Annotated in this window: 20 protein-coding genes and 1 pseudogene; 13 read left to right on the forward strand and 8 right to left on the reverse strand. The window is 64.0% G+C overall.

What is annotated here, in order from left to right; all coding sequences use genetic code 11:
• Positions 1–119: 119 nt before the first annotated feature.
• Complete coding sequence (locus ACWPMX_RS11320; RefSeq protein ID WP_455700104.1) at positions 120–1,445, reverse strand: MFS transporter; 1,326 nt, start codon at positions 1,443–1,445, stop codon at positions 120–122.
• A 211-nt stretch (positions 1,446–1,656) separates the two neighbouring features.
• Between ACWPMX_RS11320 and ACWPMX_RS11325 the strand changes: the two genes are divergently transcribed.
• The 4 genes from ACWPMX_RS11325 to ACWPMX_RS11340 all read left to right on the forward strand — a co-directional run bounded on the left by ACWPMX_RS11325 (position 1,657) and on the right by ACWPMX_RS11340 (position 6,226).
• Positions 1,657–3,783, forward strand: a complete 2,127-nt coding sequence (locus ACWPMX_RS11325) for a hypothetical protein (RefSeq protein ID WP_455700105.1) — start codon at positions 1,657–1,659, stop codon at positions 3,781–3,783.
• Positions 3,784–3,947: 164 nt separating this feature from the next.
• A complete protein-coding gene (locus ACWPMX_RS11330) occupies positions 3,948–4,394 on the forward strand; it encodes a hypothetical protein (protein ID WP_455700106.1) in 447 nt (148 codons plus the stop codon).
• A gap of 83 nt (positions 4,395–4,477) precedes the next feature.
• On the forward strand, positions 4,478–4,846 hold the full coding sequence (locus ACWPMX_RS11335; RefSeq protein WP_455700107.1) for a SnoaL-like domain-containing protein: 369 nt from the start codon (positions 4,478–4,480) through the stop codon (positions 4,844–4,846).
• An 84-nt stretch (positions 4,847–4,930) separates the two neighbouring features.
• Positions 4,931–6,226, forward strand: a complete 1,296-nt coding sequence (locus ACWPMX_RS11340) for an MFS transporter (RefSeq protein ID WP_455700108.1) — start codon at positions 4,931–4,933, stop codon at positions 6,224–6,226.
• Positions 6,227–6,367: 141 nt separating this feature from the next.
• Here the strand turns inward: ACWPMX_RS11340 and ACWPMX_RS11345 are convergent, their stop codons facing one another.
• Entirely contained in the window at positions 6,368–7,198 is an 831-nt protein-coding gene (locus ACWPMX_RS11345; RefSeq protein ID WP_455700109.1) for a 23S rRNA (adenine(2030)-N(6))-methyltransferase RlmJ, read from the reverse strand.
• A 187-nt stretch (positions 7,199–7,385) separates the two neighbouring features.
• On the opposite strand from ACWPMX_RS11345, the gene paoA reads away from it, so the two are divergent.
• The 3 genes from paoA to paoC are packed head-to-tail and all read left to right on the forward strand — an operon-like array spanning position 7,386 to position 11,181.
• Entirely contained in the window at positions 7,386–8,012 is a 627-nt protein-coding gene (gene paoA / locus ACWPMX_RS11350) for an aldehyde dehydrogenase iron-sulfur subunit PaoA (protein ID WP_455700110.1), read from the forward strand.
• 3 nt (positions 8,013–8,015) lie between these two features.
• Positions 8,016–8,978, forward strand: a complete 963-nt coding sequence (locus ACWPMX_RS11355; RefSeq protein ID WP_455700111.1) for an FAD binding domain-containing protein — start codon at positions 8,016–8,018, stop codon at positions 8,976–8,978.
• Between the two features lie 4 nt (positions 8,979–8,982).
• A complete protein-coding gene (paoC, locus tag ACWPMX_RS11360; RefSeq protein WP_455700112.1) occupies positions 8,983–11,181 on the forward strand; it encodes an aldehyde oxidoreductase molybdenum-binding subunit PaoC in 2,199 nt (732 codons plus the stop codon).
• Here the strand turns inward: paoC and ACWPMX_RS11365 are convergent.
• The 5 genes and pseudogenes from ACWPMX_RS11365 to ACWPMX_RS11385 form a co-directional block, all read right to left on the reverse strand.
• Positions 11,153–11,764 (reverse strand): nucleotidyltransferase family protein, encoded by a 612-nt coding sequence (locus ACWPMX_RS11365; RefSeq protein ID WP_455700113.1) that lies wholly within the window; start codon positions 11,762–11,764, stop codon positions 11,153–11,155. The genes paoC and ACWPMX_RS11365 overlap by 29 nt on opposite strands.
• The gene (locus tag ACWPMX_RS11370) at positions 11,739–12,593 is read right to left on the reverse strand and encodes an XdhC family protein (protein WP_455700114.1); all 855 of its coding nucleotides are present in this window, start codon (positions 12,591–12,593) and stop codon (positions 11,739–11,741) included. Before ACWPMX_RS11370 ends, ACWPMX_RS11365 begins: the two co-directional genes overlap by 26 nt.
• Positions 12,594–13,075: 482 nt before the next feature.
• Positions 13,076–13,252: pseudogene (locus ACWPMX_RS11375) on the reverse strand (integrase); the annotation flags it as partial.
• Positions 13,191–14,234 carry an alpha/beta hydrolase fold domain-containing protein gene (locus ACWPMX_RS11380; protein WP_455700115.1) on the reverse strand — a complete coding sequence of 348 codons (1,044 nt, stop codon included), beginning with the start codon at positions 14,232–14,234 and terminating at the stop codon, positions 13,191–13,193. The pseudogene ACWPMX_RS11375 and the gene ACWPMX_RS11380, both read right to left, overlap by 62 nt.
• Positions 14,231–15,376, reverse strand: coding sequence for an MFS transporter (locus ACWPMX_RS11385; protein ID WP_455700116.1), 1,146 nt, complete (start codon positions 15,374–15,376; stop codon positions 14,231–14,233). Before ACWPMX_RS11385 ends, ACWPMX_RS11380 begins: the two co-directional genes overlap by 4 nt.
• A gap of 149 nt (positions 15,377–15,525) precedes the next feature.
• Here ACWPMX_RS11385 and ACWPMX_RS11390 point away from each other — a divergent pair, with 149 nt between their 5' ends.
• Positions 15,526–16,431, forward strand: coding sequence for an alpha/beta hydrolase (locus ACWPMX_RS11390; protein ID WP_455700117.1), 906 nt, complete (start codon positions 15,526–15,528; stop codon positions 16,429–16,431).
• Positions 16,432–16,440: 9 nt separating this feature from the next.
• A complete protein-coding gene (locus ACWPMX_RS11395; protein ID WP_455700118.1) occupies positions 16,441–17,448 on the forward strand; it encodes a LacI family DNA-binding transcriptional regulator in 1,008 nt (335 codons plus the stop codon).
• A gap of 14 nt (positions 17,449–17,462) precedes the next feature.
• On the opposite strand, the gene ACWPMX_RS11400 is transcribed toward ACWPMX_RS11395, so the two are convergent.
• Positions 17,463–18,260: an alpha/beta hydrolase gene (locus ACWPMX_RS11400; RefSeq protein WP_455700119.1), complete on the reverse strand. Its 798-nt coding sequence runs from the start codon at positions 18,258–18,260 to the stop codon at positions 17,463–17,465.
• Between the two features lie 279 nt (positions 18,261–18,539).
• Here ACWPMX_RS11400 and ACWPMX_RS11405 point away from each other — a divergent pair, with 279 nt between their 5' ends.
• The 4 genes from ACWPMX_RS11405 (at position 18,540) to ACWPMX_RS11420 (ending at position 24,951) form a co-directional block, all read left to right on the forward strand.
• Positions 18,540–20,879, forward strand: coding sequence for a TonB-dependent receptor (locus ACWPMX_RS11405; protein WP_455700120.1), 2,340 nt, complete (start codon positions 18,540–18,542; stop codon positions 20,877–20,879).
• Positions 20,880–20,949: 70 nt separating this feature from the next.
• Positions 20,950–21,843, forward strand: a complete 894-nt coding sequence (locus ACWPMX_RS11410; RefSeq protein ID WP_455700121.1) for an alpha/beta hydrolase — start codon at positions 20,950–20,952, stop codon at positions 21,841–21,843.
• Entirely contained in the window at positions 21,825–23,318 is a 1,494-nt protein-coding gene (gene treF, locus ACWPMX_RS11415; RefSeq protein ID WP_455700122.1) for an alpha,alpha-trehalase TreF, read from the forward strand. Before ACWPMX_RS11410 ends, treF begins: the two co-directional genes overlap by 19 nt.
• Before the next feature lie 34 nt (positions 23,319–23,352).
• Positions 23,353–24,951, forward strand: a complete 1,599-nt coding sequence (locus ACWPMX_RS11420; RefSeq protein WP_455700123.1) for a long-chain fatty acid--CoA ligase — start codon at positions 23,353–23,355, stop codon at positions 24,949–24,951.
• Positions 24,952–25,179 lie beyond the last annotated feature (228 nt).

Raw genomic sequence — 25,179 nt, forward strand, 5'->3', positions numbered from 1 at the left:
CATCATTGCTGTGCTGCAATCGCCATAGAGATGCGGCGCGGGCTGCGTGAGCCCTCGCCCTGAAATCCGCCCGTATCTCTACCGGCCCACAACCGGTCTGGGTCATGTGCGTACTGTCGTTAAGCGGTCGCTTGCTCATCTGACGCGTTCGCACCTTGTGCATAGGCTTTCGAAAGCCTCCGATACGCGCGGGAGTTGAGTCCAAGGAGCGCGGCGATCACGCCGAGGCTCCCAGCCACTGTGAACATGATGGCCATGCCGCGCTCAGGGCCGGTGCCGTACCAGGCGCCGACCGCGCGCGCGCCGGCCCCAGTCGACATGAATGGGATGACCACGAGCTGGGTCAACGGGCCGACCAGAAATGACGTCATCGGCGCGGCGGCCTGCTCGACCGACTGGGCAAAGCCGAACACCCGCCCCTGGCGCTCGAACGGAACCAACTTCTGCAGAGTGGTCTGCTCGGCCGCTTCGATGAAGGGGTAGAAAAACAACCAGACGAAGCAACCGATGCCGAGCGTGATCACCGAGGATTGGAGAGTGAACACCGAGGCCACCGACCATACGATCACGTTGACCAGCATAAGGGTGCGCAGCGGGTTCTTCCCCAGCCCGATCCGCGATATGACGAAACCGCTGAGAACGAAACCGCACGACACGACGGCCCACAGCAAACCCCATTCCTGCACCTCCATCAGCGACAGGCCGTACGCGTCCAGCAATGCCATGAACACGCCGCCGAGCAGGTTGTTGAAGGCGGTGAACCCGATCAGCGCAAACAGCCCGGGGACTGCCGCGACCACCGCAACAGTGCCCCGCAAATCCACACGCTTTCGCTCACCATCACTGAGCGGAGCGGGTTCCGGCTCGTCGAACCGGACGGTCCACAGATGCAGAAAAGCCAGCGCGGTCAGGCCCATGGCGCACAGCAGGGTCACCTGCATGCCGCCTTGTGCCACGAGAAAACCACTGACCGCCGACGTCACGACGAAACCGATCCCGTTGACCATTCCGACAAGCCCATTGGCCTTCTCCCGCTCCGGCTCCTCGATCAGGGCGGTCACCAGTGTCGGCAAGGCGATCATGCGCACGTTCCCCGCGATGACTCCTATCATGACCAACACGATGAAGAGCCACAGCGGCCAGTCGGCCTCATCGCCCATCCGCGCTTCGGGCAAGCTCATGCGAGCCGCAAAGGCAATGCCATAAAGGACCAGTGAGGCGGCGCTCGACGCGAGCATCACCGTTTTCTTGCGATGATGGTCGACAAGGCTGCCGAACCATATCGCGAAGCCCGCTGTGAACACCATGTAGATGCCGCCCACCACCCCGGTAACGAAGACTGATCGCGTTTCCAGAAACGCCCAGAAGACGAGCGCGAACCAGACCGTGAAGTTGGTGACGTTCTGGACCAAGCTATTGCCAAGGATCTTATCGAAAGGACGCATGACCCACGCTTTAGATGCGGACCCCCATCCTCGCTATGCCGTTGAACGCATCCTTTCGCGAACTGCAGAGTCGCGATTGGCCGGAAGGAACAGGTCTGGGTAGGCTTCCACCCACGCCGGGGTGCATGCCCCGGTTGCCACCCAACTCGATTCGACGTTTGTGGCGCCGCGCGGTTGGGTTAAGCAGTTAACCATCGCGGGGGGATCGACGATGAAGCAGGCCGAACCGGCTGAGGCGTTTCGACAGGCGCAAGGCTCCTGTTTCGCATCGCTGTTCGGTCGGTTTCAGGTCAGCGCGGCGGACGGCCGGGAAATCGCCATCACGAACCGGCGGGCCAGAACACTCTTGGGAATGCTGTGCCTCGCCAGGGGCGAGGTGCTTGATCGCGACTTCCTGAGCAAGTTACTGTGGCCCGGGCGGTTCGAGGCGCACGCCAAGGCCAGCCTGCGCCAATGCCTGCTGGAGCTTGGCAAGGTGCTTGCGCCATTCAGACGTGAAATATTGGTCGTGACCCGAACCAGCGTGGGACTTCGGTCCGGCGCGGTCTCGACCGATCTCGACAGGCTGGAAGTGGCGCTGGCGAATGGCGACGTGGACACTGCAACAGCGCAGCTTTCCATGATCGGCAACAAGCCGCTCCTCGACCAGATGGAACTGGGGGATGGGTTCAACCAGTGGCTTGGCCGTCAACGCGCCGAATCCGAGATGCGCCTGCGTAATGGAATCGAGAGCGCCCTTGCCGCGCTTATGCTAGAGGGCAACTCGGCCGGGCACGCGAAGCTTGCCACAGTTTCATCGCTGCGCAATCCGACTGTTGCCGCGAACCCACTCCCCTCGTCGGTTTCGAGCAAAGTGCGGATTGCCGTCTTGCCGTTCGAGCGGATCGGTGAGCGCGAAAGGCAAGACTATTTCGCTGACGGGATGGTCGACGAGCTGATTACCGCCATGGGCCAGGTTCGCGAGTTGATCGTCTCGGGCCGCACGTCCTCTTTCCACTTCAGAGACAGCCACCTGCCTCCATCACGGATCGCAGCGGAGCTCGGCGTATCGCATCTCATCGAGGGTTCCGTCGGACGCCAGGGAAACCGGGTGCGTATCCATGCCCATCTGATCGCTGGCGAGACCGGGATCGAGTTGTGGGGCGCTCGCTTCGACGGCACGATGGATGATGTCTTCGCGTTTCAGGAGCAGGTCGCGCAGGCGATCACCGCAGCGATCGGCGACGCGCTGAACATCGCTCTGGGATCACCCCTCGTTCGCGGACTGACGCACAGCAAGGAGGCATACGACCTCTACTTGCAGGGCCGTTCGCTTTCAGTGCGGCTGTTCGGTGACGGCGCCCTCGACAAGGCGATCGAGTTGCTCGAGCAGGCAGTCAGCCTCGATCCGAACTTCGCCGAAGCCTGGCTGGTGATGGCCGAAGTGCACCAGTTGATTGCCATATATACGGCATGTCTCGACCGTCCTGCGGCATCGGCGCGGATGGCCCAGTGCGTCGGAAAGGCGCTCGCGATCAAGTCGGGCCTTGGACAAGCCTATTCGCTGCTGGGGCTCCACCAGCTGTGCCGGAACGATTTCGTCGGCGCGCTGGACCTGGCTTACAAAGGCTATGCGATCGAGCCGACCAATCCGCAGGTTGCCATGCGGCTGGGCTCATACCTCATGTTCTGCGGCCGAACCGAAGAAGGAATGCGGTACATCGACGAGGCGATATCGCAGGATCCGATCGATGGCCGCAAGTACATGCTGCGGTGCGCCGGCCAGCTGAACCGCGGCGATAGGGCCGCGGCAATCGCCGATGGTCAGCGCGCGGTCGATCTGGGATTTCCATCGATCCATCTGGCAGTGGCGACAGCCGCCGCAGGGCAGCACGAACTGGCGGTCGAGCAATACCAGCAAACCCGGCTGCTGTTGAACAAGTCCATTTTCCCGCCCGCCGGCACCACGCCGATGACGGCGGAAGTCATGGACGCCTATTGGCTCGTCGCAGCCAAAGGTGTGTGCAGCGGCGTGGCCGAGGACCGCGAAGCCTATTGCCGCACGCTCGATTACCTCCACATGACGATGTACGATAACGGCGACTCCTCGATCACGCTTCCAGCCGTGTTCATGGGCTATGCCGATCTGCTCTTCCGCACGCTGGGTGAGCGTATCTCGCCCGGGAACATGGGCTGCCTCATGTCGATCTGGGCGGACGTCGATCCGATCCGCCAAATCTGGCAACACCCCGAATTCATCCCGTTCGCCCAGCGGATCGGCATGGCTGCAGCGTGGGACAAATATGGTTGGCCGGACCTGCTCCCCCCACCCAATAACGCGCTCGCCACTGCGGATTGACGTGCTATTGACGCTTTATTGACGGTCGGGCGGATTGACCCCTGACGCTACGGCATCGCACTATCGCAGCCGGGGATCGCGCACAATTCGGAGCACCTGGCAAAGTCGGACAGTCCGGCTTTTGACGGCGGCAAAGCCGTGCCTGCTCCGTGGGGAGATTGGCAATGAACAGGATCAAGACAATTGTGACCGGATCGGTCCTTGCACTGGCTGCAGCGCTGGCAATGCCGGCGGCGGCGCAGGAATCGAGCTACAAGCCTGGCACGGTCTGGGAAGTCGGCCGGATCGACGTGATGCCGGGCCAGTTCGAGAACTACATGGACTGGCTCGCAGGCCAGTGGAAGCAGGTCAATGAACTGGCCAAAGCCGACGGAATCGTCGTCGATTATCATGTTCTGGCCAGCACCAATCCGCGCGCTGGCGAACCCGACGTGATTCTGGTCGTCGAATACAAGGATTATCAAACCACCGCGCAGCAGGAAGCCTTCAACAAGAAGGTCAACGCGATGCTGCAGCAGGATGATCGCAAGGCCGGTGCGGCCAGCGCGGAACGCGTCAAGATGCGCGAGCAGATGGGTTCGGTCCAGTACCAGGAAATGGTCCTGAAGTAGACGAACCGGCCCGGGAATATGGCAGGGGGCGCAGCCTCGCTACCCCTGCCACACCCCACGATAGCCGACAGCGGAGCGATGCCATGACGGCCATCGACGTGATCGCCAGCGATTTTACCGCAATGCTACGCGCCGGTCGGTTCGAGGCCGCGGGCGAAAAATACTGGGCCAGCGACGTGGTCAGCATCGAACCGGCCGATCTGCCCGGAGGGATTCGCGCCAGCGTCGCCGGGATCGATGCCGCCCGGATCAAGTGCGCTGCCAGGTTTGGTTCGGCGCTGACGGACGAGATCGGGATCGACGGCCCCTTCGTCACCGGCGACCAATTCGCGCTGTTTCTCGATCTCGTCACTCTCGACCCGGTGAACGGTACGCGCCGGTCGCTGACCGAGATCGCTCTCTACACCGTCCGAGACAACATGATTGCAGAGGAAAGGCATTTCTATGACTGAACCTCCCCGCGCATTTTCGCGACGCGCTTTCGCCTGTTCGACGATGCTCGTTGGCGCGTTGGCCGCGACCCTGGATGCTGGATCATGAGCGGCGCCACTTTCGCGTTGCGCATGGCGCGCCCGGATTCGCTCAGCGAGCATCGGGTATTGCGCGTCGTGACGCTGTTCCTGCTCTACGTGGCTCAGGGGTTACCTCTCGGCTTCATCAATTTTGCGCTGCCCGGCTGGCTCGCGCAAAACGGCGCGTCGGCGGCAGCGGTCGGCGCGGTGCTGGCGATGGCCAATCTGCCATGGACCTTCAAGCTTGCGTACGGGGTCGTCATGGACCGTTACGCCCTTCTTTCAATGGGGCGGCGGCGGCCGTGGATCATACTCGGCCAATTGGGCATGATCGGTACCTTTGCGGTAATGGCGGCGATAGATCCTGGCGTAGCGGAGGTGGCGCTGGTCACATCCTTCGCGTTCGCACTCGGCATGGGGTCCGCAATTCAGGATGTTGCAGTCGACGGGCTGGCCGCCGACATCCTCCCCGAGCATGAAATCGAGCGGGTCAACGGCGTTATGTTCGGGGGCCAGATGGCGGGTATCGCCGTCGGCACCGGGCTCGGCGGGACCTTGATCGCCTATCAGGGTATTGCCGTCGCCGCGCTGGCGTTGGCCGCCATCCTAATTGTGGTCCTGGCGCTGGTCGTCGCGGTGCGTGAACGAGCGGGCGAGCGCCTTCTCCCCTGGACGCCGGGACAAGCCACACAGCGCAATCTCGACATCCATCTCGGCGCGCTTTGGCCGATTATCCGGGACATTTTCAAGGCCATGACGAAGCGTCAGATCATGCTCTTGGTGCTCGCGTTCCTGGTCACGATGACGGCACCGGGCATTCTGAACGGGGTGAAACCTCTGTTTGCCGCCGATGTGCTGGGCTGGGAGAAAGATACCTTCACCGGCTGGTCGAGCCAGGCGCAGCTGTTTGCCGGCCTACCAGCCGCATTACTCTTCGGATTCGCGGCGGCGCGCTGGGGTGCGCGGAGAACTTTCATTATCGCCGCGGTGCTGACTGGAATGGCGTCGCTGGCGATGCTGGCGTTGCGATCGCACTGGGGAAATCCGGCTGTGTTTATCGGCCTGATCTTCGTCACCGAGATCGTTCGCGCGCTACGACTGGTCGGCGGGGGTGCACTGTCGATGCGCCTCTGCACTCCCGCCATCGCCGCGACGCAATTCGCCGTGTTCATGGCGGTTCTCAACCTCGGCACAGTGATCGGAGGTCTCACCCTCGGCTGGCTTGATGGCATGGGCGGCATCCCGGCGATGCTTGCCGGTGCCGCGGTGTGCAGCTTCGTTGGGGCTGCATTGGCTCTTACCGCCAAGGTGGGGCGCTGATGCCATCGACCCGTCTCATGCCATTTGCGGGAGAGCATTTGACGACACGTTTTACGCAGTTCGTGCCAATTGGTGAAGGAGAGAGGGCATCTACAAGCCCGGCAATTCGTCTCCCGCTAGAAGCTGCGATGCGGATCCGGTCTATTCGCCGAGCCAACCAGCCGTAAGCTGACCGCTATGCCCATCCGGGGCAAGCGCTGTGCGAAGGGCATTCAGGAGAGGCGGCAACGCCTGGGTGAAGGCGTAGGGCGGATTAACGATGAACAGGCCCGCGCCGTTGTAGATGCCCGGCTGATCGGCATCGTAGAGCCAGTGCTCGACGTTCATGAATTTCGGGATGCTGAGCCTGCGCAGTTTCTGTTTCCAGCTTTCATGCGTGGCGCGATCCTTGAGAGGGTACCAGATCACCGTCACGCCATGGGCCCATTTCCTGTGAGCTGCGGCCAGGGTGGCCGTGATGCGGGCGCGCTCATCGGTCTTTTCATACGGCGGATCGACCACCACCATCCCACGGGGCGTGCGGGTCGGCAGCATCGCCAGCCATAGCTCGTAGGCGTCGCGCTCATGCACTGCGGCAGGGGTGCCGCGCATCGCACCGCGTAGGGCGATGGCGTCCACCGGATGCTTTTCATTGAGGATCAGGAAATCTTGCGGGCGCAGCAATTGTGCCAGGATGCACGGCGAGCCAGGGTATTTGTCTAGCCCGGCCCCTCCATTCACCGCCACGACCGCGTCGCGATAGTCGTTCAGCAAGGGGTCCGGATCAGCGAATGCGCGCAACACGCCCTGAGCGGCCTCACCAGTGCGCTGTGCCTCTTCGCCCTGAAGGTCGTATAGTCCGCTTCCGGCGTGAGTGTCGATCAAGGTCAGCGCGCCCGGTTTTTGCTGCAATGCCCGCACGAGGGCGATCAGGAGGCTGTGCTTCACGACGTCGGCGCTGTTCCCAGCGTGGAAGGAATGGCGATAGTTCATGGATTCGGTCCTGAAGGACCGCCTTTAGCCGAGCTGTGAACTTCGCCTAGCTTGAAAGGGCCTATCGGCAACCCGTGCCTATCGGCAGGAATGTCTCTAACACCGCAAGGATTCCGTTCGATCCGCGATTGCGCATCCGCGCAAACAGGCCCACCTTTCTGCTCCAAGCACGAGGTGGAGCAACCCGATGAGCGACCCGCATTTTTCCGTGAGCAGGCGAACCTTGCTTGGCAGTTCGGTCGCAGGGGCGGGTTTGCTGGCCGGATCGGCCGCCGCGCAAGGGAACTCCACCGGCGATCGGGCGTCGATGGGCATGCCCCTAACACTCAAGGTCAACGGTTCCGAGCGTACGCTGACGCTCGATCCACGGACCACTCTGCTCGATGCCTTGCGCGAGCACCTGCAACTGACCGGCACCAAGAAAGGCTGCGACCACGGTCAGTGCGGTGCATGCACCGTGATCGTGAACGGCGAGCGGATCAATTCGTGTCTCACGCTGGCGGTCCAGCACGCAGGCGACGAGGTGACCACGATCGAGGGGCTCGGAACACCCGCCAAGCTGCATCCGATGCAGGATGCCTTTGTCGAGCATGACGGTTACCAGTGCGGGTACTGCACACCGGGACAGATTTGTTCGGCAGTGGCGATGCTCGGCGAGATCAAGCGCGGCGTGCCGAGCCACGCGACGGAGGACCTGGCGGGCGGTGCAAGCGCGACCAACGCCGAAATTCGCGAGCGCATGAGCGGCAACATCTGCCGCTGCGGCGCCTATTCCAACATTGCCGAGGCGATCGGCCTGGTGGCGAGGGCCTGAACGATGCGCAGCTTTAAATACGAACGTGTGTCGACGCCGCTGGCGGCAGCACAGGTCGTGGCCGGGAAACCGGGCGCCAAGGTCCTTGCCGGGGGCACCAACCTGCTCGACCTGATGAAACTCGAGATCGAGACGCCGGTGCACCTGGTCGACATCCAGGACGCAGGGCTCGGCAGCATCGAGGAGACGAACGAGGGCGGCCTCAGGATCGGTGCTTTCGTGAGCAACACCGCACTGTCGGCCCACCCCCGGATCATGCGCGACTACGCGGTGCTGACCCGCGCGATCCAGGCGGGGGCGAGCGGCCAGCTCCGCAACAAGGCGACGACCGGCGGCAACCTGCTCCAGCGCACGCGCTGCCCGTATTTCTACGATACCAACATGCCGTGCAACAAACGCAGCCCCGGCAGCGGCTGCGCGGCGATCGGCGGATTTTCGCGCCAGCTCGGGGTGGTTGGCGTGTCGGACAAGTGCATCGCGACCTATCCCGGCGACATGGCCAACGCGCTCGCAGTGCTCGATGCGAAAGTCGAGACGATCAACGCTGCGGGCAAGACACGGACGATCGCGATCGGCGATTTCCACCGCCTGTGGGGCGCGACACCCGACAAGGAAACTGCACTCGAAGCGGGCGAACTCATCACCGGTGTGGTCCTGCCAAAGCCAATCGGCGGCAAGCATATCTATCGCAAGGTCCGCGACCGGGCATCGTATGCGTTCGCGCTGGTCGCGGTGGCGGCCGTCATTCAGCCCGACGGCAGCGGGCGGGTGGCGTTTGGTGGTGTAGCGCCCAAGCCATGGCGCAGCGCAAAAGCAGACGACGCGCTCGCTTTGGGCGCTAAGGCGGTCGTCCAGCAGGCGTTTGCCGACGCCACGCCGCGCGACGACAACGCGTTCAAGATCGCTCTCGCAGAACGAACGCTGGCAGGCGTTCTCGCCGGTGCGCGCACGGGCAAAGGGAACTGAGGCGATGAAGTTCGAAACACCAGCCGGCAAGACGCTCGTCGACAAGCCCTCGATCATCGGCAAGTCGACGCGCCGGATCGACGGTCCGCGTAAGGTTTCGGGCACCGCGCCATACGCCGCCGAACGGCACGATGTGGTCTCGGGTCAGGCCCACGGCTTCATCGTCGGCTCGGCCATCGCCAAGGGCAGGATCGCCTCGATGGACCTGGCCGCCGCGCGCAAGGCGCCGGGCGTAATCGCGGTCATCGCAGCGACCGAGATCGACCCGGTCGGCACCAGCCCGATGAATGCCGCGCCCTTGTTCGGCGGGCGCGATATCGCGCATTATCACCAGGCGATCGCCTGCGTGGTGGCCGAGACGTTCGAACAGGCGCGGTCGGCCGCCTCGCTCATCCGCACGACCTACGACCGCGTCGAGGGGAAGTTCGAGCTCGCCAAGGGCAAGGACGGGGCCAAGATCGCCCGCGGCTGGGGCGTGCCCGAAGACATCCAGCGCAACGGAGATTTCGCGGGCGCGTTCGCCGCCGCGCCCGTGCAGCTGGACCAGACCTATACCACCCCGGACGAAGCACACGCGATGATCGAGCCGTTCGCCACGATCGCGGCGTGGGAGGGCGACAAGCTGACCGTCTGGACCAGCAATCAGATGATCGACTGGAGCAGGCAGGCCCTCGCAAGCATCCTCAAGATGCCCAAGGAAAACGTGCGTCTCGATTCGCCGTTCATCGGAGGGGGCTTCGGAGGCAAGCTCTTCATCAGGGCCGATGCGGTGCTCGCGGCGCTCGGCGCCAAGGCGGCCAAGCGGCCGGTCAAGATCGCGATGCAGCGTCCGCTGATGTTCAACAATGCGACCCACCGCCATGCGACAATCCAGCGCGTCCGCATCGGTGCGGACAAGACGGGCAGGATCCTTGCGATGGGCCACGAATGCTGGTCGGGGAACCTCGAAGGCGGGAGCGCCGAGAACGGCAGCGCCCAGACACGCTCGCTCTACGCCGGTCCGGACAACTTGACCGCGAGTTACATCTCGCATCTCGATCTTCCCGAGGGCAACGCCATGCGTGCACCGGGCGAGGCGCCAGGCCTTCTGGCGCTGGAGGTGGCGATGGACGAGTTGGCCGAAGCGCTCGGTATGGACCCGATCGAACTGCGCGTGCGCAATGAACCCAAGACCGCACCGGGCGATCCGTCCAAGCGCTTCTCGGGCCGGCACCTGATCGAATGCCTGCGTCAGGGTGCCGACCGGTTCGGCTGGGCAGCGCGCAAAGCGAGGCCGGCAACCGTCCGCGATGGCCGCTGGCTGGTCGGCATGGGCGTCGCCGCAGGGTATCGCGGCGCACCGACCGCCAAGTCGGCCGCACGCGTGTCGCTCGATGGCGAGGGCAAGCTGCGGGTCGCGACCGACATGACCGACATCGGCACCGGCTCCTATACGATCATCGCGCAGACCGCTGCCGAGTGCATGGGCGTGCCGCTCGAAGACGTGGACGTGCGGCTGGGCGACTCCCGCTCGCCCGTTTCCTCGGGATCGGGTGGCCAGTGGGGCGCGACCAGCTCCACCTCCGGCGTTTACGCCGCCTGTGTCGAACTCCGGCGGCAGGTCGCGGGCAAGTTCGGCATGAACCCCGACACGGCTGCGTTCTCCGGCGGCCGGGTCAAGGACGGCAAGGCGACCCGCAAGCTCGCCGAAGCCGGTCCGATGACCGCCGATGGCGAAATCGACTTCGGCAGTTTTCAGCAGGACTACGACATGGGGACCTACGCCGGGCACTTCGCCGAAGTCGGGGTCGACGTGTACACCGGCGAGACGCGCATTCGCCGCATGCTCGCGGTGTGCGATGCCGGGCGCATTCTGAACCCGTTGTCGGCGCGCAGCCAGGTGATCGGCGCGATGGTGATGTCGGCGGGCGCGGCGCTGATGGAGGAACTGGTTGTCGACAAGCGTTTCGGGTTCTTCGTCAACCACGACCTTGCGGGGTACGAGGTACCAGTCCACGCCGATATTCCGCACCAGGAATGCATCTTCCTCGACACGCTCGACGACGTCGTCAGTCCGCTGAAGGCCAAGGGTGTCGGCGAACTTGGGATCTGCGGCCCGGGTGCGGCGGTCGCGAACGCGATCTACAATGCAACGGGTGTGCGCGTGCGCGAGTACCCGATCACGCTCGACAAGCTCATCGACAAGCTCCCGGCCATCGCTTGATCGCGATGGCCCGCGCCTGATCCAGCGCCTTGGGCGTATCCACGTCGAAGCAGTCCTCTGGATCGGCAGGGTCGAAATCGACGGCATCGGGCCAGAAGAGCGAGGCGGCGCCTCGGTCGCCCTCAAGCGTCAGGAGTCGCGAAAAATCCTCGCGCCCAAATGCGGCAGGCACGCCGCGCCGCGCGGCCGGATAGCGCGTGAATGCGACCCGCTTGGCGAGCGCCAGTCGCTTAAAATGCTCGGGCGTGACGAACGGCATGTCGGCGAGCGCGATCACCGTCCTTGGCGCGGACCTGGTCGCTTGGCTGGCGACGGCGATGGAGGAAGCCATGCCGTCGTCTGCGTCGGGATTGGGATGGCACACCACGTTCAACATTTCGCAGTCGGCGGCAATCCGGGGGTCGTTGCTCACGACGTGCAGGTCATCGAACCCTGCGCCCCGCGCATTATCGAGTGCCCACCGCCACAGCGGCCTGCCGCACAGGTCGGCCAGCAGCTTACCCGCGCCGAAGCGCTGCCCGCGCCCGGCGGCGAGCAGGACGAACGCGGTAGCGCGATCAGAAGGCGGGACGGAGTCGCTCATATTCGTGCACGATCTCTGTCAGGACCGAAAGCGCCAGCATCTGCGGCGTCCGGCTTCCCGTGGGAACGCCGATGGGACTGCGAATGCGTTCGATCGCACCCTCGTCGAACCCGCGCCGCTGCAAGGCCTGAATACGCGCCCCGCGGGCCTGCGCCCCGCCCTGCGCGCCGATGTAGAACGCGTCGCCTGCGAGCATCTCCTCGAGCAGGGCCAATTCCCACTCGTGGTCGTGGAACAGCAGGACGACCGCCGTCCACGCATCGAAGTCGCCCCGCCCGCTCGGCCGACCGAGCGCGAGCGACGACTTCTCGACCGTCTCCGCCTCGACCCCGGCAGCGCAGGCCAGCTTGCCCAGAGCAGCAAGTTCGGGCCCCTCGCCGAATGCGAGGATGCGCAAGCGGGGAATATACGTTCGCTCGGGCAAGTTCGCCGGCAATGCGAGCGACGCCGGACGCCGTCGACGCAAGGATGCGAGGGCGGCTGCGCACGCCGCGCGATCGGGCGCTGAGTCGACCAAGATATCGAGCCCGCCCCCGCATGGCAGCCGAAAATCGATCTGCGACGAACCGCTGCCGTACCGCCGCACTTCCGGCCCGGTAAGCGTCTGGCTGTCTCGGGCAAGCTGCTGCTCAAGACATCCGTCCGACAGGGTCCCCACCACCTTGCCGCCGGGCAGGATCGCCAGTTGAGCACCATTGCGCCGGGAAAAGCTCCCCTCGATCCCCACGATCGTGCACAGCGCGACCCCCGAGTTGGCCGCCGCTGCAAGCGAGACGTGATCTTCGTCCTGTTCTGGAGATAGCGCCCAAGCACCGCCGTTCGAGGTCATGGGTCTTGTGTGATCAGCCCACGCAACCGGATCAAGCCTAATCGAGTGCCCGCTTAACCTCGCATGAGATGGCGCGCGACGCAGTCGGGCGCGGACGAGTCTCTACACTGATTTCCCTGGTTTACAGGGAAACTACAGGGAATTTGCAATTCTCGAGGGCATTTCGGCTTATCCAAGGCATCCCTAACCTCAGAAATCCGCCATTTCAGGCAAATTCCCTGCCCACATAACAGGAATTTCCGGAGGGGGATCAGGGAGCCGCCCCGCGCTAACAGCGATTGCCTCGCTCCGAACAGCGAAGAAGCGGAGTATACTGTTGATGTCGGGATGGCGAAGCGAATCATCGCCGATCTAGCGCCAACGCGGTCGCGAAGTAACTGAGCTCCGCTTTCCACACACTCTCGGGCATCAGAGTACTCGTCAGCTGACCTTCGGTCGTCCTAAAGCGGTCGACCAGCATCGCCGGCCGACCGCGCCTTAGGTCAAATTTCGGTGCGCTCCGCCAGCAGTAGAGCGTCTTCGACATCGACCCCGAGATACCGAACAGTGTTCTCGATCTTGGTGAGCCCCAGCAAAATTTGAATCGCACGAATGTTACTAATCGCGGATATTGGTAACCTTTGAGGCAAGGTATTTTGCCATCGCCTGATTGACCTCGTCGGTTTCGGGAATAGACATGTAGGCCCAGAACGCATGTGGCAGGCCGTCGAAAATTACCATGTCGGTCTCTACGCCCGCGCGCCGCAAGTAGCGCTCTAAAATTGCCGTAGGACTGAGAAGGAAGTCTCGTGTGCTGGATACGAGCATCGTCGGCGGAAAGAGGGCAACTTCGCCCTTGATCGGAGACAGCCCCGGATTGCCCGGGTCGTCCATACCGATATAGCCCTTCATGCTGTCGCGCAGCGTTGCTGCGTCGCCGGGTAGCGGCATCCAGCTCTCGGAATCGCCGCTGGTGGTCAAGTCGGCGCTCCCAGAAAAGAAGCCAAGCGCTGCCGGAAGGGGTTTCCGTTCGGCGATCAATCGGCTGACGAGCTGGGCTCCCAAGCCCGCTCCGGCGGACGTTCCGAACACCGCGATCCGGGATGACGGACGATCGCGGGCCAGCGCCTCGTAAACCGAAAGGGCGTCTTCGACTGCCGCTGGATAGGGATGCTCGGGCGCAAGGCGATAGAGGACCGCGACAACCGGCAAGCCAGAGATCGACGCGATTGGAATGGTCTCGGTCAGCGAACCTGAATCGACCTGGAATCCGCCGCCGTGCAAGTTCAGAAGAACCGCTCCATTCCCAAGGTTTGCGTGACCGGCCGGATAGACGATCCGGACCGGTATGTTTGCGATTTCGGTTTCCTCGATGCGCACGTCGTATCGTTTGCGAAGCTCGGCTGCCATTGCCTGCTGCATGGCGTCGATCATGGCGCGTTGCGCTTCGATCGGCGGCATGGGGTTCGGCTGCGGCATGGCGAGGAGGGACTTCGCCATCTCCCTGCCCTCAGGGCTGACCGTTTCCGGCATCGGCCAGCTCAGGATATTGGGTCGCTCCATCGTATTCTCCTGCGCGGCCACGCTGCCACTTATGGTTATGGCCACGATCAATCCTAGTGCCGCAGGCATCAGCCTACCCACGCGCATCCCCCTTTTCATCGGCTGGCTTCCGGCATTCGACGGGTTCCGTCGATGGACCTAGATGAACGGGGCCAGGCGACCACGATGCTCAATGCCGCCAGAATCGCCATGGCGAGGTAGGCGGCCGACACGCCGTACGCCCAGAGGATACCCGAGCCGGCCGTCGTCGCTGCCAGGGCAACCCCCAGCAACACCGCGTAAAGGCCCTGCGCCGCTCCGCTGTTCTGCAACGAAACGCGTGCAGCGATCACCAGCATCGTGCCCAGGATCGCGCCTGTCGAAGTGATGCTGTGGAGCAATTGCGCAGCGATCAGGACCGGTACCCCGGGATCGAACGCCATCACGATCCACCGGAAGGTTGCGGCGATCCCGGCGATGCAGATGAGCCACATTGGATTGCGCTTGCCCAGCAGTTTGGAGCCGAACCAGAACGCGCCGATCTCCGCGCTGACCGCAAGCGCCTGGAGCATGCCGATCGCACTCGTCGGAATACCCCGCTCGGTCCACTGGATTGCGGCGAAACTCTGCAGAACGCCGTGGCTGCCCATGATCATCGCGGCGGCGATCATGGCGCGCAGCAGTTCCCGGTCCGCAATCACGTCGCTCCACTTGCCCGTTGGACTGGATTCGGCGGCAATCATCGCTCGATCGGGCGGAAGTAGCGGGGCGGCGATCGCCGGCAGCAGGAGCAGTCCGGCAACTAGGATGGGGAGCATGTCGATCCCCGCCCACTCGAAGGCCCATCCCGCTGCGGCAGTGGAGATGACCACGCCGATCGAGCCCCAGACCCGCATGCGACCGAAATCGAGCGAGCGGCTCCGCACCGCCATGACCGCGTATGCGTCGGTCAGGACGGGAAGCTGGTCCCACATGATCGAGAATACGATGACGACCGCGATCCGGCCGGCGTAACCCGGTTCGCCGATCAGCAGGGCGATGATCGCCGCCGATGCAAGCGCGGTAACGGTGATCGCGTTGCGGATGAGCCCGCGCCTCCCCGCCCAGGCGGAAAATGGCGCGACGGTCAGCAACCGCAAGACCAGCGGTATTGCCATGAGCACGCCAATCTCGCTCGGCGGTGCACCGACATGCCGAAGCCACAGGGGAATGAACGCGAAGAACCCGTAATGGAGGTACAGCGCGAGGTAGAGGCCGGACACGCCAAGGAACAGCCGACGCGGGGGAAGGAGCTTTTCGGCGGCGTCCGTTGCGTCTGTAACAGGTGGTGGCGAACTCATTTCTGGCTAAGGACCTTGTATTGCGCGGGCACCTGATTGATATCGATGCCATCGACGGGAGAATGGTTGGAATGCTGGACCGCGAAATTGCCGCTATGATGGGGGAGCCGGAGCCGTTGCCGCCGCTGACTCCCGACTTGGTCCCGCTCATCCGGGCCGGCATGGCGGAAACTGCGAAGGCGCTCGACGGCGCCGATGTCCCGCGGGTTACCGATCACGACGCCGACGGGGTTCCGGTCCGCCTGTATCGGCCGTCTACCGACGGAGTTCTTCCCCTGCTGGTGTTCCTGCACGGCGGAGGCTGGATGCTCGGAGATCTCGAGACCCATGACGCAATGCACCGCCACATTGCCAAGCGAGCTGGATGTGCGGTGCTCGGCGTGGGCTATCGCCTTGCTCCGGAGTATCCGTTTCCCGCCGGTCTCGGTGATGCATCGACCGCGTTTGCCTGGGCTCGGCGCGAAGCAGTTGCGCTCGGCTGCGATACGACCCGCATCGCGCTGGGTGGCGAGAGCGCGGGCGCGAACCTGACCGCCGCGCTCACGCTCGCACTGCGTGAAGCGGGTGAGGCGCAACCCCAGTTCCAGTTGCTCATCCATCCCGTAACCGACATGACCTTCGGCTTGCCGTCGATCGACCAGGTCAGCGCACCCGGTCTGGGGCGCGAATTCCTTGAAGGCTGCCGTTCTATGTATCTGGGAGATGGCGACCCGGTGGACCCGCGCGTATCGCCGCTGCACGCGGCGAGCCATGCGGACCTCGCCCCGGCGGTCGTCATCACTGCCGAGGAGGATCCCCTTCGGGACGACGGCGAGCATTATGCCCAGGCGCTGGTCGCGGCGGGGGTCGAGACGCTCGCCGTGCGTCTTCCCGGCCTCCCGCACGGCTTCCTGTTCTTGCCTACGAGGCTCGCTGCGGTGGATGCGGCGTTCGACCGTATCGCCCGGCTTGTCCGTCGCTATTTCGACGGCTTGTGAGGTAGCGCAATGAGCAAGACGGGCGACAGCGGCGACAGGCCCACGATGGAGCGCGTGGCAGAACTGGCCGGGGTATCCAAGATTACCGTCTCGCGCGCTCTGCGGGGCAGCGACCTCGTCCGACCCGAGGTGCGCGAGCGGGTGGCGGAGGTCGCGAAGGATATCGGATACCGCGTCAACGTCGCGGCGCGCAATCTGCGCACGCGGCGTTCGCGGACGATCGCGGTGGTCATCGAACAGCTCGACCGCGGCGATCGGCCAATCGCCGACCCCTTGCTCCTCTCGATGATTGGAGGCCTGCTCGAGGCGCTGACCCCGGCCGACTATGCGATGTTGCTGACCACGATCGACCATTACCTGTCCGCAAACGGCGTCGGTGCCGACGGGGTTGTGATGCTCGGCGAGGGCGAAGGCGGATTGCGGCTGAGCCAGATCGAGGCCTTCCGCGTACCGATGATCGCGTGGGGCGAGCCGGTCGGCGGGGTGAAGGTTCCGGTCATCGGCAGCGCCAACCGTTTGGGCGGCGCACTTGCGGCCGAACACCTCGTTTCCACCGGGCGCTCGCGTATCCTGTTCCTGGGCGACGAGCAGCATCCGGAAGTTGCGGCGCGGCTTGCGGGATGTCGAGACATTCTTGCCGCGAGCACCGCCATGCTCGCCGACGTGATAGCCTGCGCATTCACCGCCGAGGCCGGCGCGCGAGCGGTCGCTTCCGCCATCGAGGCCGGCAATGCCTTCGATGCCGTATTTGCCGCCAGCGACTTCATCGCCGCCGGGGCCTGCGATGAACTCGCCTCCCGCGGGATTGCTGTGCCGGACAAAGTGGCCGTCATCGGGTTCGACGATGCACCGATTGCCGGTGTCCACCGACCAGCACTCAGCACCATCCGGCAGGACGGCGTGGCCGCGGGCAAAGCGCTGGGCGAAGCCATTGTTGCACTGATCGACGGCGGCCAGCCGGAAACCGCGCGCCAGCTGCCCGTCGAACTCGTGGTGCGCGAATCCAGCGCGTCCTGAGCGCGCGGGATCCGTCACTTTCCGAGGTGCTCGTCGAAAAAGCGGGCCATCAGGCCGAACGTTTCGCGCGACTCGGGCAGGTTTACGGCCATGTGATGCGCATGTCCGAGCCCGTCGAACAGGACGAACCGCGCATCGACTCCCGCAGCGAGCAACCGGCGATGCATGACCGAGCACGCGCTCGCCGCGAAGTCTCGGGTGGCCGAGACAAGCAAGGTGGGTGGGAACGAGGCAAGCGTCTGCGGGTCGTTTCCGGGAAGGACGAGCGGGTTGGAAAGCTCTGCGGTCGCAAAATAGGGCATCTGGCGCACCGATGGTGCCGAGGCGGAGTCGGCTTCCCCTTTCAGTATCGCCGAAGTCAAAGCGGAATCCCCGGCGAAATCAAGCCCGGTCCCGTGCAGCATTGCGACGGCTCCAGGGGTGGTCAATCCTTCCGCCGCGAAGCGCGCGACGGCTTGCGCCGTAAGCATCCCTCCAGCGGAACACCCGTAGATGGCGATTTTTCCGGCCGGCACCCGAACCAGTACCTCACGGTAGGCTGCTACGACGTCATCCACCGCGGCCGGAAAGAGGTGCTCAGGAGCCAGGCGATAGTCGAGCGCCACAACGCGCGAGCCGGTTTCGCAAGCGAGCGGAACCGCCTCGAGCAATGCGCCTGCACCCGAGCCCCACATGAAGGCACCCCCGTGAAGGCAAAGCAGGATGCGGTCGTTTCGCACACCGTCTTTGGGTGTCACTGCGTGAGCCGAAGCACCGCCGCAGGTGATTTCAACGCAGTCCACTTCGTAACTCTCGAGCGCGAGGTCCAGCATCCGGCGATTGAAAGCATCGTAATGCACGCGAAGGGTCGCGACATCTGCACCGGCGGGTGGAGCCGGATCGGCCGCGCGCCAAACCGCTTGCGCTGCATCGCTGACCCAGTCTGCGAACGTCGCGGGATCGCCCACTTGCCTCTCCTCCACTGCTATCGATAGCAGCCTGTCTCGACGAGAAACTACAGGTGGGGATGCGAAATGCAAGCGATGATTGACATCGATATCATTTGCTGGCATTGACGCTCGCAAGAAGATTGCTTTCGACGGGAGAGACCAGTGAAACCCTCGCACTCCAAATTGTTCGTTGCGCTCGCTGCAAGCGCCAGCTTCCTGCCCGGCGTCGCCTATGCGCAGGACAATGAAGCCTCGCCCGTGGCCGATTCTTCTGCCGACAGCGGTCTCGGAGACATCGTCGTCACCGCACGGCGCCGCGAGGAGAATCTACAGGACGTCCCGATCGCCGTGACCGCATTCACGGCGGAGACTCTTGTCGAGAAGGGCGTGACTGATCGCACCTCGCTAGCCGACAACACGCCGTCGCTGTTCACGATCAACGGCGGCTATCCGCGCGAATTCGCGTTCTTCGCGCTTCGCGGCCAAGGGCCTGCGTTCGGATCGACCCCTGGCGTGGTGAACTACTTCGCCGAAGTACCGAACGCGGTGAACGTCGACGGCCGGGTCGGCACCTATTTCGATCTCGCCAACGTGCAGGTCCTTGCGGGTCCCCAAGGCACGCTGTTCGGCAAGAATGCGACCGGCGGCAACATCCTGTTCGAGCCGATGAAACCGCAGAGCACCAACGGCGGCTACGTTCGCGCACAGTACGGCAACTATAATGACCGCCGCATCGAAGGCGCCGTCAACGCGGCCATCGTGCCCGACAAGGTCATGCTCCGGGTCGCCGGCGAAGTGGGGCGCCGCGACGGCTACACCAAGGATGTCGGTCCGGTCTTCGCGGGCAAGGATTACGACAACCTGGCCTACGAGAGCTTCCGCGCCGGATTGACGCTGCGTCCGTTCGACGCCCTCGAGCTCTACACCGTCGCCCGGTACTACAATTCACACACCAACGGCGGTGCGACGGTTCTGGGGGCATTCAACCCCGCAGCGGCGTTCGACGGCACCGCGTTCGGGCTCGGGATCATTCCGGTCGTCGCGATCTTCCCACAGATGGCGACCGCGGTTTCCCAGCAGCAGGCACGCGGTCCGCGCGAGGTTTCCTATAACCTCGATCAGTTTTCCGAGACCCGCTACTGGCAGGTGATCAACCATGCGACGCTCGACCTGGGCGGCGACCTGAAGCTGAAGAACATCGTCAGCTATTCCAAGCTGAAGACGCTCTACGGCTACGATTACGATGCGACTGCGTTTCCGCTCGGCGGGCAGACCAGCCGCGTGGACCTCGCCAATCCCGGCCTGTTCACCAGTGGTTTGGTCCCAACGCTCGCGCCGACTTTCTTCACCGAGGAACTGCAGCTTCAGGGGAGCGCTTTCGACAACGCTCTTGCCTTCACCATCGGCGGGTACCTCGATCGCCAAAAGACAGACCTGCCGGCCGGCATCGCTCAGTATACCGCGTTCCCGTTCGGGTCGCTGGTGCCGACGATCTCCGCCATTTTCGAGAACCGCAACAGCAGCGAAGCCGTGTTCGGACAGGGCACGCTGGAACTCGGCCGCCTGGCACCAGCTCTCGAAGGACTGAGCCTGACCGGCGGCTTGCGCTACACCTGGGAGCACAGCTTCAGCTCGCAGACGATCGGTGCTCCGCCCGCGATCGCAGGGTCGGTCGACGACAGCTATCTCAGCTACACCGCGACGCTCGATTACGACATCAACAACTCGGTCCATGCCTACGTCACGGCACGCAACGCCTACAAGTCGGGCGGCTTCAACGGTCCCGTGCCAGAGAGCTCGCCGTTCCGTTTCTTCCCGGCGGAGAAGTTGACCGACGTGGAAGTGGGTCTCAAGTCTCAGTTCGCGATCGGCGGGGCGGAAGGCCGGCTGAACATCGCGGCCTACCGCGGCATCTACGACAACATCCAGCGGACCACCGCCGAGAGCGTCACCACGCCTTCGGGACCGGTCATTCTCAACGTCACACGCAGTGCGGCCAAGGGCAAGATCCAGGGGATCGAGCTCAACGGCGCGCTGATGCCGACCGCCGGACTGACCTTCAACGCCAGCTATTCGTACATCGACGGCAAGTACACCGACGTGCCCGATGCAAGCGCGCAGGCCATCCTCAACGGTTCGCCGTTCCCGTACACTCCGAAGCACAAGTACTCGCTCGGCGCGACCTACGAGACTTCGCTCGGCGATGCGGGTGAACTGGCGATCGGCGCCAACTACGTGCGCCAGACGAAGGTCTCGACCGCGCAGACCAATGCGTCGTTCTACCGCTTCCTGCCGGGCTACGGGCTGCTCAACGCGAGCATCGACTTGCGCAACGTCGGGGGCAACGGATTCGATATCGGTGCCTTCGTAAACAATCTTGCGGACAAGGAAGTGCCGGTCGGGGTCGCCGATTTTTACGCCAGCGGGGTCGGCACGGTCGGCCTGACTTACAACGAGCCGCGGATGTACGGCATTCGCGTCGGCTACCGCTTCGGCGGCTGACCCGATGTCGGGTCGCGGACCAGACCAGCCTCCTTTCGCGCTGACCGTCAGCGCGGAAGCGAGGGAGGCCATGACCCCGCTGCTGGGTGTCGTGGCCGCGAACGAGACGACGGCGCGATTGCTCCGTAATCCACTCACGCGGGGGGCGGTGCGGGCTGCTGCGACCTTCGGCTTGCGCAAGCTGGCCAAGGGTCGGGCAGCTCGCTTCGGAGTGGAAGTCGCCAAGGGTCGCGTCGCGGGGGTGCCGGTAAAGCTCGTGCGAAAGCGCGGGGTGGACAGCGCGGCAGACGGGCGATTGCTGATCAACTTCCACGGCGGCGGGTTCGTGCTCGATTCGGGATCGCTCACCGAAAGCATCCCGATCGCCGGGCTGACGGGCATTCCCGTCACCACCGTCATGTACCGGATGGCACCCGAACATCCGTTCCCGGCGGCGGTTGACGATGCCCTGGCCGTCTATCGCGATGCGCTTCTCACGCGATCGCCGGACTCTATCGGGCTCTACGGCACCTCGGCCGGGGCAATCCTGACCATGCAATTGCTCGCGCGCATCAAAGCCGAAGGGTTGCCGATGCCCGCCGCCGCCGGGTTCTTTTCCGGTTCGGCCGACCTTTCCCGGGCAAGCGATTGCGAAGCGTACTTGCCGCCGCTGATGGTCGGGAAGACCGCGCCGGATTCGCTCGCCGATTACATCGGATCGACCGAGCGGACGGACCCGCTGCTGTCGCCGATCCATGGCGATTTTGCGGGATTTCCGCCGGTGCTGTCGATGACCAGCACGCGCGACCAGCTTCTGAGCCACACCGTGCTGGCCGACCTCGCGCTTCGCAAGGCGGGTGTATCGACCGACCTGCGCGTCTACGAAGGCATGCTCCATGCCTTCTGGGCCTGGATCGAGTGTCCCGAGACCGACGATGCGCTCGCTGCCCAGGCCGAGTTCTTCGAATGTCACCTCACCAGGTGAAAGCTCCCCGAGCCACGCCGCAGGAGTTGTTCGGGCCGTTGCTGGAGGCGGTGCAGGAGCGCAACATCCTAGCCGATGGGAAGGCCTTCGTTGATGCGGTACCGAAACGCCCGGTCGGCGAGATCATGGCGGACTTCGCCCGGCTGGGCGGCGATGCGGAAGCGCTTGGCCGCTTCGTCAGCGAAAACTTCGATCTGCCGCTCTCGGCAGCGACCGTCCGACCGGCCGTCCCCCGCGTGCCGCTCCGCCAGCACATACGCGATCTATGGGCAGACCTTGCGCGCGAGCCGGCAACCGAGGCGCCGCAGTCGTCCGTCTTGACCGTTCGTCACCGGCATGTCGTTCCCGGGGGACGGTTTCGCGAAATCTACTACTGGGACAGCTTCTTCACTCTGCTCGGGCTGGTGCGCGACGGCGAGATCGAACTCGCAACCGGAATAGTCGATGCGATGACCGATTTGATCGAGGATCATGGCCACGTACCCAATGGCGCCCGCACCTACTTCCTCGGACGTTCGCAGCCGCCGCTCTATCACATGATGGTTGCGCTGCTTGGCGACCGGAGGCCGGAAGTAGCGGCCCGTCGCTTCGACGCGATGAAGCGCGAGCATGCTTGGTGGATGGAGGGTACCGACGACCTAGCGCCAGGGGAAAGCCATCGCCACGTTGCCCGCCTGGCCGATGGCAGCCTCGTGAACCGCTACTGGGATCCGCGCGGTACACCGCGTGACGAAAGCTGGCGCGAAGACGTAGCAACCGTGGCGGATAGCCTGCGATCGCCGGAGGAGGTCTATCGCGACCTGCGAGCCGGGGCAGAGAGCGGATGGGACTTCTCGTCGCGCTGGCTCGACGATGGAAAGCTGAATTCGATCCGCACGACGTCGATCGCGCCGGTCGACCTCAACGCATTCCTCCATGGTCTCGAACTGGCGATTGCAGAGAGCGGCGACGCAGGCGATGCGCGGACGTATTCCGCGCTGGCCGAGAACCGCAGGCAGGCATTGCAGCGCAACTTCTGGGACGAGAGCGGCGGATACTTCGCGGACTATGACCTCGAACGCCAGGCGCGCCGCTTGCAATCCAGCGCGGCGGGCCTCACTCCGCTGCTGGTCGGCATAGCCAGCCAGGAGCAGGCCGACCGGTCGTCCGCCTACTATCGCGACGTCTATCTCGCGCCCGGAGGCCTGCGGACGACGTTGGTCGAGACGGGAGAGCAATGGGACCGACCCAACGGCTGGGCGCCGCTCCAGTGGATCGCGGTCACTGGCCTGCGACGATACGGCCACGGTCGGCTGGCGGAAGAGATCATGCGGCGCTGGATTGCCACCGTAGAGCGCGCCTATCACGCGACTGGCCTCATCCACGAGAAGTACGATGTCGAGGTGGGCGACGTCGGTGGGGGCGGCGAATATGCAGGACAAACCGGGTTCGGCTGGACAAACGGCGTAACTGCAGATTTCATCGACACGCTTTAGCCATCGCGGGAGACGCTACGTGCTTGAGGGACTGATGCAGCAAACACCGCTGCAGATCAGCGGCATCATCCGCTATGCGGCCAAAGCGCATGGAACGCGCGAAATCGTTTCGCGGCTCGTCGACGGACCGATCCACCGATACGACTGGGCCGGCTGCGAAAGCCGGGCGAGGAGGGCCGCGCAGGCTTTGCAGGACCTCGGCGTGACGGCGGGCGATCGGGTCACCTCGCTGGCCTGGAATACGCACCGGCATCTCGAGCTGTTCTACGCAGTCCCCGGGATCGGTGCCGTGCTGCACACCGCCAACCCGCGGCTGTCCGAAGACCAGATCGCCTATACGATCAACCACGCGGGGAGCACCGTGCTGCTGTTCGAGCGATCGTTCGCAGCCCTCGTGAACCAGCTCCGGCCTCGGCTGACGAACGTCCACCACCTTGTGATGCTGACCGACGATGAGCACCTCGACGGGGCGGTTCCCGACGCCGTCGACTACGAAACTCTCATTGCAGCGCAGGACGGTGCTCTCGATTGGCCGTCGTTCGACGAGAATGTCGGCGCGTTCCTTTGCTACACTTCAGGCACCACCGGTGACCCGAAGGGAGTGCTCTACAGCCACCGCTCGGTAGTCCTGCACGCGATCGTGTCCGGTCTAGCAAGCGCGTTCGGTTTTTCGGCGTTCGACGTTATCATGCCCTGCTCGTCGCTGTACCACGCGACCGCATGGGGCCTGCCGTTCACCGCGGCCGTCAACGGCTGCAAGCTCGTGATGCCGTGCGACCGGTTCGACGGCGCGAGCTTGCAGGAGCTTATCCGGAACGAAGGCGTGACCTTCTCGGGCGGCGTCCCCACGATCTGGACGATGTACCTTGAGCACCTCGAACGGACGGGTGAGGACACCGGCGCGCTGAGGCAACTGATCATCGGCGGATCCGCCGTGCCGCGCGCGATGGCCGAGACCTTCGACCGCAAGTACGGTGTGACCGTCCGCCAGATCTGGGGGATGACCGAAACCAGCCCACTGGGCGTCATCGCAACACCGACACCGCGCCTCGCAGAACAAGGTCAGGAGGCAGTCGACGAAACCATCTGGACCAGACAGGGACGACTGCAGTTCGGGATCGAGTTGCGTATCGTCGACGAGGATGGCGGCGATCTCCCCTGGGACGGCGAGACATCCGGCGCCCTTCAAGTGCGCGGTCCTTGGGTGGTCGACCGCTACTATCCCGATATCCCTGCCGCCGCCGCCGACGGCTGGTTCGACACCGGCGACATCGCCACTATCGATCCGCTTGGCTTCCTGCGCCTGACCGATCGCGCAAAGGACGTGATCAAGAGCGGTGGCGAATGGATCAGCTCGATCGATATCGAAAATGTTGCCAGCGCTTGTCCCGGCGTGCGGATTGCTGCTGTGGTCGGTGTCCCCCATCCCAAGTGGGAAGAGCGTCCCGTTCTGGTAATCGAACCGCACGAGGGCCAGTTGCTCTCTACCGAAGGCATTCGCGATTTTCTCGGTGAGCGGATTGTCAAATGGTGGATGCCGGATGCCATCGTTTTCGACACCGTCCCACTCACGGCTACGGGGAAAATCGACAAGAAACTTTTGAGAACGCGCTACGATCGATCGTTCGAATGATGGATGACCGCGTTTGTTGGCGAGGTAGGTAGGCGACAGACAGTCAAGCGCAGAGGCACAAATATCGACCGCAATGCGGCCTGCAAGAATTGCTTCGTCGCCTTGACCCAACACGAATGGCGGCTTTGCCGATGCAATTCTAAGGGTCGGATTGACAGAGATCAGGGCGCGAAGCGGCGGTCCGATCAATCCCGAACGAACGACCGCTTTCGGGTCATGTCGCGCGCT

Source organism: Tsuneonella sp. HG094, assembly GCF_053819285.1.

Excerpts from the sequence above, each read along its gene's own strand:
- ACWPMX_RS11320 (WP_455700104.1), bottom strand. The coding sequence starts at position 1,445 with ATGCGTCCTTTCGATAAGATCCTTGGCAATAGCTTGGTCCAGAACGTC.
- ACWPMX_RS11325 (WP_455700105.1), top strand. The coding sequence starts at position 1,657 with ATGAAGCAGGCCGAACCGGCTGAGGCGTTTCGACAGGCGCAAGGCTCC.
- ACWPMX_RS11330 (WP_455700106.1), top strand. The coding sequence starts at position 3,948 with ATGAACAGGATCAAGACAATTGTGACCGGATCGGTCCTTGCACTGGCT.
- ACWPMX_RS11335 (WP_455700107.1), top strand. The coding sequence starts at position 4,478 with ATGACGGCCATCGACGTGATCGCCAGCGATTTTACCGCAATGCTACGC.
- ACWPMX_RS11340 (WP_455700108.1), top strand. The coding sequence starts at position 4,931 with ATGAGCGGCGCCACTTTCGCGTTGCGCATGGCGCGCCCGGATTCGCTC.
- ACWPMX_RS11345 (WP_455700109.1), bottom strand. The coding sequence starts at position 7,198 with ATGAACTATCGCCATTCCTTCCACGCTGGGAACAGCGCCGACGTCGTG.
- paoA (WP_455700110.1), top strand. The coding sequence starts at position 7,386 with ATGAGCGACCCGCATTTTTCCGTGAGCAGGCGAACCTTGCTTGGCAGT.
- ACWPMX_RS11355 (WP_455700111.1), top strand. The coding sequence starts at position 8,016 with ATGCGCAGCTTTAAATACGAACGTGTGTCGACGCCGCTGGCGGCAGCA.
- paoC (WP_455700112.1), top strand. The coding sequence starts at position 8,983 with ATGAAGTTCGAAACACCAGCCGGCAAGACGCTCGTCGACAAGCCCTCG.
- ACWPMX_RS11365 (WP_455700113.1), bottom strand. The coding sequence starts at position 11,764 with ATGAGCGACTCCGTCCCGCCTTCTGATCGCGCTACCGCGTTCGTCCTG.
- ACWPMX_RS11370 (WP_455700114.1), bottom strand. The coding sequence starts at position 12,593 with ATGACCTCGAACGGCGGTGCTTGGGCGCTATCTCCAGAACAGGACGAA.
- ACWPMX_RS11380 (WP_455700115.1), bottom strand. The coding sequence starts at position 14,234 with ATGAAAAGGGGGATGCGCGTGGGTAGGCTGATGCCTGCGGCACTAGGA.
- ACWPMX_RS11390 (WP_455700117.1), top strand. The coding sequence starts at position 15,526 with ATGCTGGACCGCGAAATTGCCGCTATGATGGGGGAGCCGGAGCCGTTG.
- ACWPMX_RS11395 (WP_455700118.1), top strand. The coding sequence starts at position 16,441 with ATGAGCAAGACGGGCGACAGCGGCGACAGGCCCACGATGGAGCGCGTG.
- ACWPMX_RS11400 (WP_455700119.1), bottom strand. The coding sequence starts at position 18,260 with ATGCTGGACCTCGCGCTCGAGAGTTACGAAGTGGACTGCGTTGAAATC.
- ACWPMX_RS11410 (WP_455700121.1), top strand. The coding sequence starts at position 20,950 with ATGACCCCGCTGCTGGGTGTCGTGGCCGCGAACGAGACGACGGCGCGA.
- treF (WP_455700122.1), top strand. The coding sequence starts at position 21,825 with ATGTCACCTCACCAGGTGAAAGCTCCCCGAGCCACGCCGCAGGAGTTG.
- ACWPMX_RS11420 (WP_455700123.1), top strand. The coding sequence starts at position 23,353 with ATGCAGCAAACACCGCTGCAGATCAGCGGCATCATCCGCTATGCGGCC.